The sequence below is a fragment of the Acidisoma sp. C75 genome (genome assembly GCF_054665095.1).
In genome coordinates this window covers 236,520-249,631 of record NZ_BAAFHD010000004.1, presented here as the reverse complement: position 1 = coordinate 249,631, position 13,112 = coordinate 236,520, and the positions used below count along the sequence as shown (strand labels likewise).

Genomic DNA, 13,112 nt, shown 5'->3' with positions numbered 1-13,112 from the left:
CCGCCGGCACTGGCCGATAACAACGTCCATCAAAACAAGAGACATAAGCGGCCACCTTCCGATGATGAGGGACAGGCTGCTCGGAAGGAGGGATCGAAGCATGACATATCCGGCGACGAGACGCGCCCTGCTGCAAACGGCTGGCCTCGGCCTGGCAGGGCTGCCATTTCTGGTTGCGCAACCCGGCCTCGCCGCGGCGGCCACCGGCAAGCAGTACAAGATCGCGCTCTCCAACTCCTATATCGGCAACAAGTGGCGGCTGGAGATGGAAAACGTCTTCAAGGCGGCGCTGCTGATGGAGCCGTTCAAATCGGAAGTCATCGGTTCGGTCTATAACTCCGGCAATGATGTCTCCAAGCAGTCGCAGCAGATCTCGAACCTCATCGCCGAGCGGGTGGATGCGATCGTGATCGACGCCGCCTCGCCGACCGCGCTCAACGGCATCATCCGCCAGGCGACCTCGCGCGGCATCCTCGTCGTCGCCTTCGACAATGCGGTGACCGCACCTTCCGCCATCACCGTCAATGTCAGCCAGTACGATCTCGGTAAGGGCTGGGCGGAATGGATCGTCAAGCAGGTCGGGGGAAAGGGCAATGTCATCATGGTGACGGGCGTTGCCGGCACCCAGGTCGATCTCGATCGCAACAAGGGCGCCGATGAGGTCTGGGCAAAGAATCCGGGCATCAAGGTCGTCAACCGCTTCACCGGCATGTGGGATTCCTCGACCGCCGAGCGCAATACCGCGGCCGTTCTCCCCTCGCTCCCGAAGATCGACGCGATCTGGTGCCAGGGTGGCACGGATGGCGTGCTCAAGGCCTTTATCGCCGCCAACCGCCCCCTGCCGCCGACCGCGGGCGAGGCTGAGAACGGCTTCCGCAAGATGATGCTGGGCATCGGTGGGCACAAGGTCGTCGGCTATTCCTCCGGCAGCCCGCCCTATCTCTCGCTGATGGCGCTCGAACTTGCGCGGCGCATCCTCAACGGCACCTATCCGAAGAAGAGCATCGACGTGCCGAACGTCTTTCTCTCGAACGCCGATCTCAAGCTCGGGGTGAATGTCTTCGCCGATCAGCCGGACAGCTTCTTCGACGATTTCACCGCCGGCGGCCCAACCTCGCCGGTCGATATCTGTGCCGCGGCGGCGATCAGCGGTGCGGCCTGCACCAACCAGAAGCTCTATATCAACCTTCCGAAAGCCTGAACGCGTGGCCGCTACCGCTGTCGAAGCGGTCGAGGTCAGCAAAGCCTATGGCGGCGTCGCGGCGCTTACCAAAGCGTCCTTCGCCGCCCTCGCCGGCGAGGTGCATTGCCTCGTCGGCGAGAACGGTGCTGGCAAATCGACCCTCATCAAGATCCTCGGCGGCCGCGTGCGGCCCGATTCCGGGGAAGTTCGCATCGGCGGCCGCGCGGTCTCGCTCTCGGGGCCGGCGGATGCCCATCGCCTCGGCGCCTGGACGGTGTTCCAGGAACTCACGCTGCTTCCCTGGATGACGGTCGCCGAGAATCTGCTTCTGGCGCGCGAGCCGCGGGGCTTCGGCGGCTTCATCAGCCGCGGCCAGACGCTGAGGGACGCGGATGCGCTGCTCGCCCGCTATGGCGTGATGCATATCGATCCGCGCGCCCTCGTCGAGGATATTTCGCTGGCCGAACGGCAGACTGTCGAAATCGTCCGCGCGATCAGCCATGACCCGCAGATCCTCTTCCTCGACGAGCCGACCTCCTCGCTGGTGGAACGCGAGGTCGAATGGCTGTTCGGCCAGATCCGGGCTTTGCGCGCCCAGGGCACCGCCATCATCTTCACCTCCCATCGCTGGGGCGAGATCCGCAGCATCGCCGACCGCATCACCATCTGCCGCGGGGGCTCTGATGTCGGCACCTTCACCGAAATCCATGAGGATGAGGCGGTGCGGCTGATGACGGGCCGGCGCGTCGAGGCGCTCTACCCGCCGCGCCCGGCCCTGCCCGCGTCAGCACCGGTGGCGCTGAGCGCCGAGCGGCTGGCCGGCGCCAATGTCAAAACGGTTTCCTTCGATCTTCATGCCGGCGAAATTCTCGGCCTCGGCGGCCTTGCCGGCCACGGACATCGGGAAGTGTTCCGCCTGCTCTTCGGCGATGCGCACGCAACGGCCGGTGTGATCGCCGTGGATCGGAAGCCGCAGCGCTTCACCTCCCCCCGCGCCGCCATCGCCGCCGGCATCGCGCTGGTGCCGGAAGACCGCAAGACCGAAGGGCTGCTGCTGCGGATGAGCGTGCGGGATAACGCAACGCTCGCGATCCTGCGCCGGTTGAGCCGGTTCGGCGTGCTCAAGCGCCAGGAGGAACGGGAAGCCGCGCAAAGCGTCGTCTCGTCCTTGCGCGTGCGCACCGCCGGGATCGGCCTTCCGGTCGGCGCTCTTTCGGGCGGCAACCAGCAGAAGGTGCTGCTCGGCCGCTGGCTGCTCACCAAGGGCCAGATCCTGCTGCTGTACGACGTGACGCGCGGCGTTGATGTGGCAACCAAGCACGAAATTTACGAACTCGTGGCGAAGCTCGCGGCCGAGGGCAACGCGATCCTGTTCTATTCCAGCGATGCCGAGGAACTCGCCCATCTCTGCCACCGTGTGCTGGTGATGCGGGAAGGCGTGGTCGCGGCGGAACTGCACGCGCCAGACATGACCGCCGAGGATATCGTCTCGGCCGCCGTGCGCGACCATCTGGCCGCCTGAGGAGCGACCCACCCGATGCCTCCCTCCGCCTCTCCCCCACAGACGATCCTCGCGCCGAGCGGCCCGCGCCGTTCCCGGCTTTCGCACGTCGTCGGCCAGAATGTCGGCCTCGTGCTGGTCATCACCCTGCTCGCCGCCTGCGTCATCGCCTACTGCCTCCTCTATGTGATCACGCAGCACCGCTTCCCCGGCAACTTCGAACTCACCTCCACCCTCAACAACACCATGCCGCTCGCTTTCGCGGCGATCGCGCAATCCCTCGTCGTGCTCACGCGCGGGATCGATCTTTCGGTGGGCGGCGTGATCGACCTCACCAATGCCATGGCGGCGCTGACGCTCAATGGCGGTCCGGTGCCGACCGCGCTGTGGACGGCGGCGATCCTGCTCACCGGCCTGGCTTGCGGCGCGCTGAACGGCGTGCTCGTCGCTCTCGGCCGGCTGCAGCCGATCCTGGTGACGCTGGCAACCCTCTCGATCTACCAGGGCATCGCCATCAAGGTACTGCCGCAGCCGGGCGGCACGGTGCCGGCGGGCTTCACCAATGTGCTGACCAACCCGAACTGGCCGATCGCGCTGCTCTATGTGCCGCTCATCGGCTTGCTTTGGGCGGGCTTCCGCCGCACGCGCCTCGGCGTCTCGGTCTTCGCCATCGGCAACGACACCATGGCGGCGAGCAGCCACGGCATTTCCGTCAAACGCACCATCATCCTCGCCTATAGTCTGGGCGGCCTCGCCTCGGCGCTGGCCGGCCTGTTCCTCGCCGCTAATGCCACGGCGGGAGACGCGACGACCGGCAATACCTATACGCTCACCTCGATCGTTGCCGCCGTGCTCGGCGGTGTCAGCCTCTTCGGCGGGCGCGGCAGCGGGCTCGGCGCGGTCTTCGGCGCCTTCGTCACCGTCATGGTGGTGAACATCCTGTTCTTCGCCCATATCGATCCGCTTTATCAGACCTTCTACGAGGGGCTGTTCCTGCTCGCGGCGGTGGTGGCGGCCAATGTCATCGGCACCATGGTGAGGCGGCGGCGATGAGGGGTCAGGCCATGAAAACCCTGCTGACCCAGGAGCGGCGCCGCATTCTCTACGCCTTCCTCGCCGGCATCATCCTGTTCGCCATCGGCCAGATCGTCCGCCCGGGGTTTGCGAGCCTCGACGGGATCCGCGCCATCCTCGTCGTCGCCTCCTTTGTCGGCCTGGTCGCGGCCGGGCAGACCTTCGTCATCCTCATCGGCGGGATCGACCTGTCGGTCCCCTGGGTGCTCAATGCCTCGGCGATCGTGATGGTGACGAGTTCGCTCGGCCAGAACGACCGGGCGATTCCCGCGCTCGCGCTCACCCTCGGCCTCGGCGCGCTGATCGGCGCGCTGAACGGCGCCGGCATCGCGCTGCTCGGCATCCCCGCCGTGGTCATGACGCTCGCGATGAACGGCATCATGCAGGGGCTGACGCTCGGGCTGTCCGGCGGCCTCACCTGCACCAGCTGCGGCTCCTACGCGCCGCCCGTGGTGCAGGCGGCGGTGCATCACAGCTTCCTCGGCATCCCGATCGTGCTCTGGATCTGGCTCGTCGTCATCCTCGTCGTCTCCTTCGTGCTGGTGATGACGCGCTTCGGCCGCTCCACCTACACGGTCGGCAACAATGCGCGGGCGAGCCATCTCGCCGGCATCAACGTCTCGGGCGTCACCATCGCGCTCTATGGCTTAAGCGGCTTCTTCTCGGCGCTTGCCGGCATCATGCTGGTGGGTTTCGGGGGGCAGGCCGCCCTCGGCATGGGCGAGCCCTATCTCTTCCAATCGATCGCCGCGGTGGTCATCGGCGGCGTCTATATCCTGGGCGGGCGCGGGCACTATCTCGGCTCGGTCGCGGGCGCGATCAGCCTCACCGTGCTGGTCTCGGTGCTGCTCGCCTTCAACATGCCGGATTACGGGCGCAGCATCGTCTATGGCGTCGTCATCCTCGCGCTCCTGCTGCTCTACGGGCGCGAGGAAGAGAGCGGCTGAACGAAAAAGGGCGCCCGCGGGCGCCCTCTCCTTGGCCGCCAGCCTCTCGGCCCGGCCTCAGTTGGTCGGCTGCACGTTGATCTGGCCGCGGATCTCCCCGCCCGGGAAAGCGGCGGTATGCAGGTTCACGTAATAGAGCCCGCCCAGCAGCTGCGAGACCTGGTCGAGCGTCAGCTTGGCCGAACCCTGGATCGGGCTCGTCAGCGGCGGGGTGAAGGGCACCACCACCGGCGCCGAGGCGAGCGGCGCCTGGTCCATGGTGGGCGTCGCCGGGCCATGGATATGCGCGGCGACGACCGGGCCCGAAAGGCCGCTATAGGTGACCCGCCAGGTCAGCAGCTGGGTCGTCGGATCGTATTGCGCGACCATATGGCCGAGGCCGGTGGGCGGCGCGCCAGGAACCGGCACGAGCTTGGCGGTCAAGGTCACCGGGTCGGCGTGGGCGGCGGTGACGGTCAGAGCCCCGGTGAGCGCGAGGCCGAGCCCGGCGGCGACCGCGAGCAGGCGGCGGCGACCGGTGGAGAGACGAGACGGCGTCATGAAACCTTCCTTCCCAAAAAAGCACAAACCAGAGGGCAGAGCGGGCGAGAGGCTGAAAGCGGGCCGAAGCTAGAGCAGATCCTCCGCCGATGAAATCGCCTAAGGCTGGTAAATAGGCGCGGCAAAACAACCAGCTAGGGGCCGGGACGGAAAATCCCTCGCCGAGGGCACTGGCGAGCGCAGAGGCCGGCAGGCCTTTGCGCGTCCTGCCCCATCCCGCGCGCCCCGAAGCCTTCTACGCGCCGCGCCGCTCGGCGGAGGCGTTACGCCGCCTTGCGATCTTCCCGCGCGAAAATATCCTGAAGCGCGGCGATCAGCGCGTCCATCATCGCCTCGGTATGGCGGGGGCCAGGAGTGAGGCGCAACCGCTCCGCCCCGCGCGGCACGGTCGGGTAATTGATCGGCGTCGCATAATGGCCATAGCGCTCCAGCAGCAGGCGGCTGACGCTCCTCACCCGCTCGGCGCCCGGCACCATGAGCGGCACGATGTGGCTTTCGGAGGGAAGGCGCGGCAGCCCGGCCGCGTCCAGCTTGCGCTTGAGCAGATCCGATTGCCGGAAGAGCGCGGCGCGGAGCGCATGATCCTCGCGGATGCGGCGGAGGCTCGCCAAGGCGCCACCCACCACGGCAGGCGGCAGCGATGTCGTGAAGATGAAGCCAGGCGCGGTCGAGCGGATGAAATCGACGACGAGCGCATCCCCCGCGATATAGCCGCCATGGGCGCCGAAAGCCTTGGCGAGCGTGCCCTCGATCACCGTCAGCCGATGGGCGAGGCCGTCGCGCTCGGAGACGCCGCCGCCATGCGGCCCGTACATGCCGACGGCATGCACCTCGTCCAGATAGGTCAGCGCGCCGAACCGCTCCGCCAAATCGCAGATGGCGCCGATCGGCGCGATATCGGCATCCATCGAATAGACCGATTCGAAGGCGATCAGCTTCGGCGCCTCCGCCGGCGCGGCGGCGAGCAACTCTTCCAGATGGGCGAGATCATTATGGCGGAAGACGTGGCAGGTGGCCGGGCTGTTCTTGATGCCGGCGATCATCGAGGCGTGGTTCTTCTCATCCGAAAAGCAGATGAAGCCGGGCAGGCTGCGCAGGATGGCGGTGAGCGAAGCCTGGTTGGAGACGAAGCCTGAGGTGAAGAGCAGCGCCGCCTCGCGGCCATGCAGCTGCGCGAGTTCCGCCTCCAGAGCATCATGCAGGGGCGAGGTGCCGCTGATATTGCGGGTGCCGCCGGCGCCGACGCCCAGCGTTCCCAAAGCCTCCCGCGCCGCCGCCGCGACCGCGGGATCGACGCCGAGGCCGAGATAATCATTGGCGGACCAGACGGTGATATCCCGCGTGGCCCCGCCTTCGGTGAGGGTATAGATCGGATAGCGCGCGGCATCGCGGCGGAGCGGCGTGAACTGCCGATACCGCCCCTGGGCCTTGATCTCGGCCAGCTGCGACCGGCAGTGGTTCAGAAAAGCGTTCATTCCCGGTTCTCCCACCCAGCAGTTACGCCCCAGGTGCCGATCTGGACATCTTCCGTTCGCGTATGCCTGCCGCCCGGCCCGCGATAGCATGAAAAGCTGACCATGCGCTGACATGGATCAACTTTCCCGGAGCGCGCGGCGTGTCGCGCCCTTGCGCCCCCGCCGAAGGAGAGGCAGCATGAACTCTGGCCCTCGCGGCACAAGGATCGAGGACGCCGGCTTGCCGCCGGCGGTCTCCAGACCCGGCCCTTCAGACTTGGAGTTCAATGATGTCCGGTGAGACAAAAGCGGTTTCCCTGCGGCGGGTCCAGGCCCGCACCATGCCCCTGCCCCTCAAGCTCGTCGCGACGCTACTCGGCGCCCTCATCATCGCCGCTGCCGCCCATGTCGCGGTGCCCTTCTGGCCGGTGCCGATGACGATGCAGAGCGGCACCGTGCTGCTGCTCGGCGCGATCTACGGCAGCGGCCTCGCGGAAGCGACGCTCTTCACCTACCTCTTCGCCGGCGCCATCGGCCTGCCGGTCTTCGCGGGGGGCGCGGGCCTCGCCTATCTCGCCGGCCCGACGGGAGGATATCTGCTCGGCTTCTTCATTGCCGCCGCGCTCATGGGGTTCTGCGCCAGCCGCGGGCTGATGCGCGGATGGGTGGGCACCATCCTCGCTTTCCTTGCCGGCGTGGTGGTGATCTACGGCTTCGGCCTCGCCTGGCTCGCCACCCTCGTGGGGTGGCCGAAGGCGGTCGCTGGCGGGCTGGTGCCCTTCCTGCCGGCGGAAGCCACGAAGATCGCCCTCGCTGTGCTGCTCTACCGCGCCGGCGCGGTCATTCGCGGGCGTTGAGCGCCCAGGAGCGCGCTCGGGCCGCCCGGTTTCGGGGAGAGCGCGCGCTCTCGTAGGGTGGCTGCCGGGCGTGGAGCGGTTGCGCGAGATCTGAGGCCTGCCTTTCGGGGCAGGCCTTTTTTATGCGTGGCGAGCGGCAGCCTTGCCGGTGCGGGATAGTGACGCCGCGAGCCTCCCGCAGGGCAACGCGCTTGGAGAAACAACCGAAGGGAAGCTGTTGCCGGGAAACGGTTCCCGGGAGACTGGGGCGATCGATGGGGCTCGAACCCACGACATCCAAGACCACAACCTGGCGCTCTACCAACTGAGCTACGACCGCCACCCGTTCACGATGCCCGGAAGCATCGTGAAGGGCCGTTTAGACCGATCACTCAGCCGCCGTCAACGGCAGGCTTGCACGCGCCTGCCCCGCAGCGGCGTAGCGTGTCAGCCGGGTGATTGCCTCGTCCAGCAGTACCGTCTGCTTGCAGAAAGCGAAGCGGACATGATGGCGCGGCTTCTCCCCGGCATAGAAGGCAGAGAGCGGAATGGCGACCACCCCCGCCTGTTCGGCGAGGCGGCGGCAGAAGGCGGCATCGTCGCCATCTGCATCGAGGGCGGAATAGTCGGCGAGGACGAAGTAGCTGCCCGAGGAGGCGAGCGTGCGGAAACCTGCCCCCTGCAGCCCGGCCACCAGATGGTCTCGCTTGGCCTGCAGATCGGCCGCGAGCCCGGCGAAATAGGCGTCCTCCTTGGCAAGGCCAACCGCCACGGCACGCTGCAGATTGGGCGGCGTCGTGAAGGTGAGATTCTGGTGCGCCTTCGCGACCACGCCCATGAGCGCCGCTGGCCCCGAAATATAGCCGACCTTCCAGCCGGTGAGGCTGAAGGTCTTGCCGGCGGAGCCGATGCGCAGGCAGCGCTCCCGCATGCCCGGCAGGGTCATCAGCGGAATATGGCGGAGCCCGTCGAACACCAGATGCTCGTACACCTCGTCGCACACCGCATAGGCATCGTGCTTCCGCAGAAGCTCGGCGATCAGGGCGAGTTCGGCGGCGGTGAAGACCTTGCCCACCGGGTTCATCGGGCTGTTGAGCAGAATGGCCTTGGTCTTGGGGCCGAAGGCGGCTTCCAGGGCGGCGCGCGGCAGCTCCCACGCCGGGGGCGCAAGCCGCACGAGCTTCGGCACCGCACCCAGCATGCGCACCACCGGCAGGTAGGTGTCGTAGAGGGGTTCGATGAGCACCACCTCGTCCCCCGGATCGAGCAGCGCCATCAGCGAGGCGGTGATTGCCTCAGTCGCCCCCGATGTCACCACCACCTCGCGCTCAGGATCGAGCGTGAGACCGTAGAAGCGCTGATTGGCGGCAGCGACGGCAGCGCGCAGTTCGGGCAGGCCGGTGAGCGGCGGATACTGGTTGCGGCCATCCTGGAGGGCTGCCGCCGCGGCCGCGATGACATCGGCCGGCCCATCGGTATCCGGGAAGCCCTGGCCGAGATTGATCGCCTGGTGCTTCTGCGCGAGCGCGGACATCACGGTGAAGATCGTCGTCCCCGTCTGGGCCAGCAGGCTATTGACTTGTTTCACGCAAACCACTCCCCGAAAGCGCGCAGGTGCCGAGTTTGGCCGATGGCCACGCGGCGGACAATGCCGCCACGGCCGAGACCTCGGCAAGGCAGCCAAGCCACGTCTGCCTCAGAATGAGGCAATGGCTGCCCGCCTCCTCGCCAGCAGGGGCGGCATAGCCTCTCGCCGCCGTGAAATTCTTCGCCCCCTTCCCTTGCGGCCGATTGCAGCGGGCGGGCGGGCGTGCGAGTTTGCGCCGGCATGGGAGGTGGTCCCGCTGCGCCCTGGCCGATGATTTGCATGCCGAGGCATGGAGACCGGAGCGGTCGCAGCCGACCCGCGACGAGGATGCGATGAAGAAGATAGAAGCCGTGATCAAACCCTTCAAACTGGATGAGGTGAAGGAGGCGCTGCACGAGGTCGGCCTCCAGGGCATCACCGTCGTCGAGGCGAAGGGATTCGGCCGACAGAAGGGCCATACGGAGCTCTATCGCGGCGCTGAATACGTGGTCGATTTCCTGCCGAAGGTGAAGATCGAAGTGGTGTGCGAGGATAGCGTCGCCGAGCGCGCGGTCGAGGCGATCATGAACGCCGCCCGCACCGGCCGCATCGGCGACGGCAAGATCTTCATCTCGACGGTGGACGAGGTCATTCGCATTCGGACGGGGGAACGCGGCGCCGACGCCGTCTGACGCCCCCAAGGACGTGCCGAAGGCGGCCACCCCCGGCGGGCGGCCGTTTCCAGGTCCGCTCCTCTCAAGGGCGCGGATCAAGATGCTTCAACATGAACGAGGATTTGAGGATGGCGAGTGATTCCCTGACGGGTGTTCAGAAGGTCATGGAAATGATCAAGGAGCACTCGGTCGAATATGTGGACCTGCGCTTCACGGATATGCGCGGCAAGTGGCAGCACACCGCCCAGCACGTCTCGACCATCAACGAGGATTCCTTCGTCGATGGTATCATGTTCGACGGTTCCTCCATTGCCGGCTGGAAGGCGATCAACGAGTCCGACATGATCCTGATGCCGGACCCGGATACGGCGGTGATGGACCCTTTCACGGCCAAGCCGCAGCTCATCCTGTTCTGCGACATCGTGGAGCCCTCCACCGGCCAGGGCTATAGCCGCGATCCCCGCTCCACCGCCAAGCGCGTCGAGGAATATGTCAAGGCGTCGGGCATCGGCGATACCATCGTGGTGGGCGCGGAAGCCGAATTCTTCATCTTCGACAGCGTCAAGTTCGGCACCGGCGGCAATTTTGGCACCTACCACCTCGAAAGCATCGAGGGCCCCGGCTCCTCCATGAAAGACTATCCCGAGGGCAATATGGGCCATCGCCCGGGCGTGAAGGGCGGCTATTTCCCGGTGGCGCCGGTCGATAGCGAGGTCGACCTCCGCGCCGAGATGCTCTCCACCATGGGCGAGATGGGCCTCATCATCGAGAAGCATCACCACGAGGTGGCGCAGAGCCAGCACGAACTCGGCACGCGCTTTCAGACGCTGACGAAGATGGCCGACGACATGCAGATCTATAAGTACTGCGTGCACAACGTCGCGCACAGCTACGGCAAGACGGCGACCTTCATGCCGAAGCCGATCTATGGCGATAACGGCTCGGGCATGCACACCCACCAGTCGATCTGGAAGGATGGCAAGCCGCTCTTCGCCGGCAACGGTTATGCCGATCTCTCGGAGATGTGCCTCTACTTCATCGGCGGCATCATCAAGCATGCCAAGGCCATCAACGCCTTCACCAATCCTTCGACCAACAGCTACAAGCGCCTGATCCCGGGCTTCGAGGCGCCTGTGCTGCTCGCCTATTCGGCGCGCAACCGCTCCGCCTCCTGCCGCATCCCCTACACGACGAGCCCCAAGGCGAAGCGTGTGGAAGTGCGCTTCCCCGACCCGACGGCCAATCCCTACCTCGCCTATGCGGCGATCGCGATGGCCGGCATCGACGGGATCAAGAACAAGATCCATCCCGGTGATGCGATGGACAAGGATCTCTACGATCTGCCGCCCGAGGAGCTGAAGGAAATCCCGACCGTCTGCGGCAGCCTGCGCGAAGCGCTCGGCGCGCTCGAAGCCGATCACGACTTCCTGCTTCAGGGCGATGTCTTCACCAAGGACATGATCGAGGCCTATATCGAGCTGAAGTGGAAGGAAGTGTACCGCTTCGAACACACGCCGCACCCGGTCGAGTTCGAGATGTACTACTCCGCCTGATCGGCAGCCGAAGATCCGCCAACGGCAAACGGGGAGCCTCGCGGCTCCCCGTTTTTTTGTGCGTTTGTGTGCCCGGCCGCCCTCCCCCGAGCGGGCGCGTCAATCCTTCTTGGGGCTGGCCTTGGCCGGCGGTGCCGCCGGCGGCTTGAAGGGGGATTGGCTGGGTGCCAGCGTCTTCTTGCTGGCCTTGGGCTTCTTCGGCTCGCGCCCGCCCTTGTCTCGACCTTTGGCCATGTCGCTCTCTCTCCTCGGCTTTGTCTCGCTTCTGCCCGCCGGCATCAGCCGCGCGCCCAGGCCCGAAGGTGAGGGAGGCGCGGCCAAGGCTCGGGCGCCAGCCATCCTCGCTGGAAGGCTCAGCCTGTCACATCGGCGGGCGCGACGCCATCCGAACCGCGCCGCCTCAATGCAGCCGCGGCTTCTTAAGCAGCTTGCGACGATCCACGGTCGCGATCAGCACCGGGATGCGCCGCTCGTCCCGCTGCACCAGCAAGGGTACGCGGGTGCCGGCCTGGCCCTGGGCGAGGACCGAGCGCCAGAGGCCGGCCAGGCTCGTCACCGGCTCGCCGGCGACCGCGAGCACCTCGTCCCCCTGGCGGAGGCCGGCGATATCGGCCGGCCCCCCTTCGGCCACGCCGCCGATCACCACGCGCTCTTCATCCTCCATCGCATAGATGCCGAGCCAGGGCCGGGCCGGGCGATTGGCCTCCCCCTGGCGCTTCAGATCCTCGAGGATCGGGCGCAGCAGGTCGATCGGCACCACCATGTTCATATCCAGCCGATGGCCGCGCTGGTCATCCTGTTGCAGGCTGAGCGAGCCGATGCCGAGCAGTTGCGCCCGCCGGTTGATCAGCGCCCCGCCACCCCAGAACGGATGCGCCGGCGCGATGAACAGGGCATCCTCGATGAGATATTCCCAGTAGCCGGCGAATTCCTGCCGCCCGACGATTCGCGTTTCGATCGCCATGCGCCGGCCGCCAGCCGAGACGAAGATCGCCGCTTCGCCGAGTTCCGCCTCGGCGCTGGCGCCGAGGTCGATGGGCGGCGCGCGCAGCCGGCCGAGCGGCTGGACGAGGCCGAAACCGCTTTCCGCATCGAAGGCGAGCGCGTGGCCCGGTAAGGTCTGGCCGTTGCCGCTGGTGATCCAGATCTCCTCGGCTTCGGTGATGAGATAGCCGATGGTGAGGATCAGCCCATCCGCGCTGATGACGACGCCGGAACCTTCCCGCTCGGTACCGAGGGCGGCGGCGGTGAAGGCATCCGCCGGTGCCTTGGCACGCAGGCCGACGACGGAAGCGAAGGCGGCTTCGAGGTCGAAGGCGTAATGCGCCGGATCAGGCTGCATCTCGGAGGGGATCGGCTGGTCTTTCGGCATGGCGCACCTCGCTTCCCGGCATCCCCACGGGCCCACCGGCACGCCTATGATATTGAAATCCGCCGGGTCGGCAAATCTTGGCGGATGCCGCAAGAATGCCCTGCCGCGGCCCGGCACCGACGGCGAGGAATTGCGCGCCCCGCGGAAAAACGGCTAAAGGGAGCCGGAAGGCCGGGTTAGCACAGCGGTAGTGCAGCGGTTTTGTAAACCGAAGGTCGGGGGTTCGATCCCCTCACCCGGCACCGGACCGTGCCCGCGGCCGAGCGGTGCCCAGAGCGTGCCGGTCCTCAGGCGTGTGCCGCGTCCATTGCCTGCCGTATCAGCCTGCCACCTCCCCTTTTCCCTTCTCTGCATGATCATCGAACTCGTTTTTGCGCGCTGTGCCGCGCTTTGCGACCCGCCGGTGCTCGA

12 protein-coding genes and 2 tRNA genes are annotated in these 13,112 nt (G+C 66.7%); 8 read left to right on the top strand and 6 right to left on the bottom strand.

The window, feature by feature from the left end:
* Positions 1–100: 100 nt before the first annotated feature.
* From ACYQ7X_RS07355 to ACYQ7X_RS07340, 4 genes are read left to right on the top strand one after another with little or no spacing between them, the layout of a single operon-like run.
* A complete protein-coding gene (locus tag ACYQ7X_RS07355) occupies positions 101–1,201 on the top strand; it encodes a sugar ABC transporter substrate-binding protein (RefSeq protein ID WP_459696271.1) in 1,101 nt (366 codons plus the stop codon).
* Between the two features lie 4 nt (positions 1,202–1,205).
* Complete coding sequence (locus ACYQ7X_RS07350) at positions 1,206–2,705, top strand: sugar ABC transporter ATP-binding protein (protein WP_459696270.1); 1,500 nt, start codon at positions 1,206–1,208, stop codon at positions 2,703–2,705.
* 15 nt (positions 2,706–2,720) lie between these two features.
* Positions 2,721–3,737: an ABC transporter permease gene (locus ACYQ7X_RS07345; RefSeq protein ID WP_459696269.1), complete on the top strand. Its 1,017-nt coding sequence runs from the start codon at positions 2,721–2,723 to the stop codon at positions 3,735–3,737.
* Positions 3,738–3,748: 11 nt separating this feature from the next.
* Entirely contained in the window at positions 3,749–4,705 is a 957-nt protein-coding gene (locus ACYQ7X_RS07340) for an ABC transporter permease (protein WP_459696268.1), read from the top strand.
* Between the two features lie 57 nt (positions 4,706–4,762).
* Here ACYQ7X_RS07340 and ACYQ7X_RS07335 read toward each other — a convergent pair whose 3' ends face one another.
* Together ACYQ7X_RS07335 and hemA are read right to left on the bottom strand one after the other, a co-directional pair.
* Positions 4,763–5,245: a CHRD domain-containing protein gene (locus ACYQ7X_RS07335; RefSeq protein ID WP_459696267.1), complete on the bottom strand. Its 483-nt coding sequence runs from the start codon at positions 5,243–5,245 to the stop codon at positions 4,763–4,765.
* A 263-nt stretch (positions 5,246–5,508) separates the two neighbouring features.
* The gene (hemA, locus tag ACYQ7X_RS07330; protein WP_459696266.1) at positions 5,509–6,720 is read right to left on the bottom strand and encodes a 5-aminolevulinate synthase; all 1,212 of its coding nucleotides are present in this window, start codon (positions 6,718–6,720) and stop codon (positions 5,509–5,511) included.
* 320 nt (positions 6,721–7,040) lie between these two features.
* On the opposite strand from hemA, the gene ACYQ7X_RS07325 reads away from it, so the two are divergent.
* Positions 7,041–7,556: a biotin transporter BioY gene (locus ACYQ7X_RS07325; protein WP_459696265.1), complete on the top strand. Its 516-nt coding sequence runs from the start codon at positions 7,041–7,043 to the stop codon at positions 7,554–7,556.
* 243 nt (positions 7,557–7,799) lie between these two features.
* Here ACYQ7X_RS07325 and ACYQ7X_RS07320 read toward each other — a convergent pair.
* Together ACYQ7X_RS07320 and ACYQ7X_RS07315 are read right to left on the bottom strand one after the other, a co-directional pair.
* Positions 7,800–7,875 (bottom strand) — tRNA-His (locus tag ACYQ7X_RS07320).
* A 48-nt stretch (positions 7,876–7,923) separates the two neighbouring features.
* Positions 7,924–9,123, bottom strand: coding sequence for an aminotransferase (locus tag ACYQ7X_RS07315; protein ID WP_459696264.1), 1,200 nt, complete (start codon positions 9,121–9,123; stop codon positions 7,924–7,926).
* Positions 9,124–9,455: 332 nt separating this feature from the next.
* Here ACYQ7X_RS07315 and ACYQ7X_RS07310 point away from each other — a divergent pair, with 332 nt between their 5' ends.
* Complete coding sequence (locus ACYQ7X_RS07310; RefSeq protein WP_459696263.1) at positions 9,456–9,794, top strand: P-II family nitrogen regulator; 339 nt, start codon at positions 9,456–9,458, stop codon at positions 9,792–9,794.
* Positions 9,795–9,904: 110 nt separating this feature from the next.
* Positions 9,905–11,329 (top strand): type I glutamate--ammonia ligase, encoded by a 1,425-nt coding sequence (gene glnA / locus ACYQ7X_RS07305; protein WP_459696262.1) that lies wholly within the window; start codon positions 9,905–9,907, stop codon positions 11,327–11,329.
* A 99-nt stretch (positions 11,330–11,428) separates the two neighbouring features.
* On the opposite strand, the gene ACYQ7X_RS07300 is transcribed toward glnA, so the two are convergent.
* Both ACYQ7X_RS07300 and ACYQ7X_RS07295 read right to left on the bottom strand, forming a co-directional pair.
* Positions 11,429–11,563, bottom strand: a complete 135-nt coding sequence (locus tag ACYQ7X_RS07300) for a hypothetical protein (protein ID WP_459696260.1) — start codon at positions 11,561–11,563, stop codon at positions 11,429–11,431.
* A gap of 166 nt (positions 11,564–11,729) precedes the next feature.
* Positions 11,730–12,701: a S1C family serine protease gene (locus ACYQ7X_RS07295; protein WP_459696259.1), complete on the bottom strand. Its 972-nt coding sequence runs from the start codon at positions 12,699–12,701 to the stop codon at positions 11,730–11,732.
* 170 nt (positions 12,702–12,871) lie between these two features.
* Between ACYQ7X_RS07295 and ACYQ7X_RS07290 the strand changes: the two genes are divergently transcribed.
* Positions 12,872–12,943, top strand: a tRNA-Thr gene (locus ACYQ7X_RS07290).
* The last annotated feature ends 169 nt before the right edge of the window (positions 12,944–13,112 follow it).

Bases quoted from the DNA above. Each gene is read 5' to 3' on its own strand.
- ACYQ7X_RS07355 (WP_459696271.1), top strand. From the start codon at position 101: ATGACATATCCGGCGACGAGACGCGCCCTGCTGCAAACGGCTGGCCTC.
- ACYQ7X_RS07345 (WP_459696269.1), top strand. From the start codon at position 2,721: ATGCCTCCCTCCGCCTCTCCCCCACAGACGATCCTCGCGCCGAGCGGC.
- ACYQ7X_RS07340 (WP_459696268.1), top strand. From the start codon at position 3,749: ATGAAAACCCTGCTGACCCAGGAGCGGCGCCGCATTCTCTACGCCTTC.
- ACYQ7X_RS07335 (WP_459696267.1), bottom strand. From the start codon at position 5,245: ATGACGCCGTCTCGTCTCTCCACCGGTCGCCGCCGCCTGCTCGCGGTC.
- hemA (WP_459696266.1), bottom strand. From the start codon at position 6,720: ATGAACGCTTTTCTGAACCACTGCCGGTCGCAGCTGGCCGAGATCAAG.
- ACYQ7X_RS07325 (WP_459696265.1), top strand. From the start codon at position 7,041: ATGCCCCTGCCCCTCAAGCTCGTCGCGACGCTACTCGGCGCCCTCATC.
- ACYQ7X_RS07310 (WP_459696263.1), top strand. From the start codon at position 9,456: ATGAAGAAGATAGAAGCCGTGATCAAACCCTTCAAACTGGATGAGGTG.
- glnA (WP_459696262.1), top strand. From the start codon at position 9,905: ATGGCGAGTGATTCCCTGACGGGTGTTCAGAAGGTCATGGAAATGATC.
- ACYQ7X_RS07300 (WP_459696260.1), bottom strand. From the start codon at position 11,563: ATGGCCAAAGGTCGAGACAAGGGCGGGCGCGAGCCGAAGAAGCCCAAG.
- ACYQ7X_RS07295 (WP_459696259.1), bottom strand. From the start codon at position 12,701: ATGCCGAAAGACCAGCCGATCCCCTCCGAGATGCAGCCTGATCCGGCG.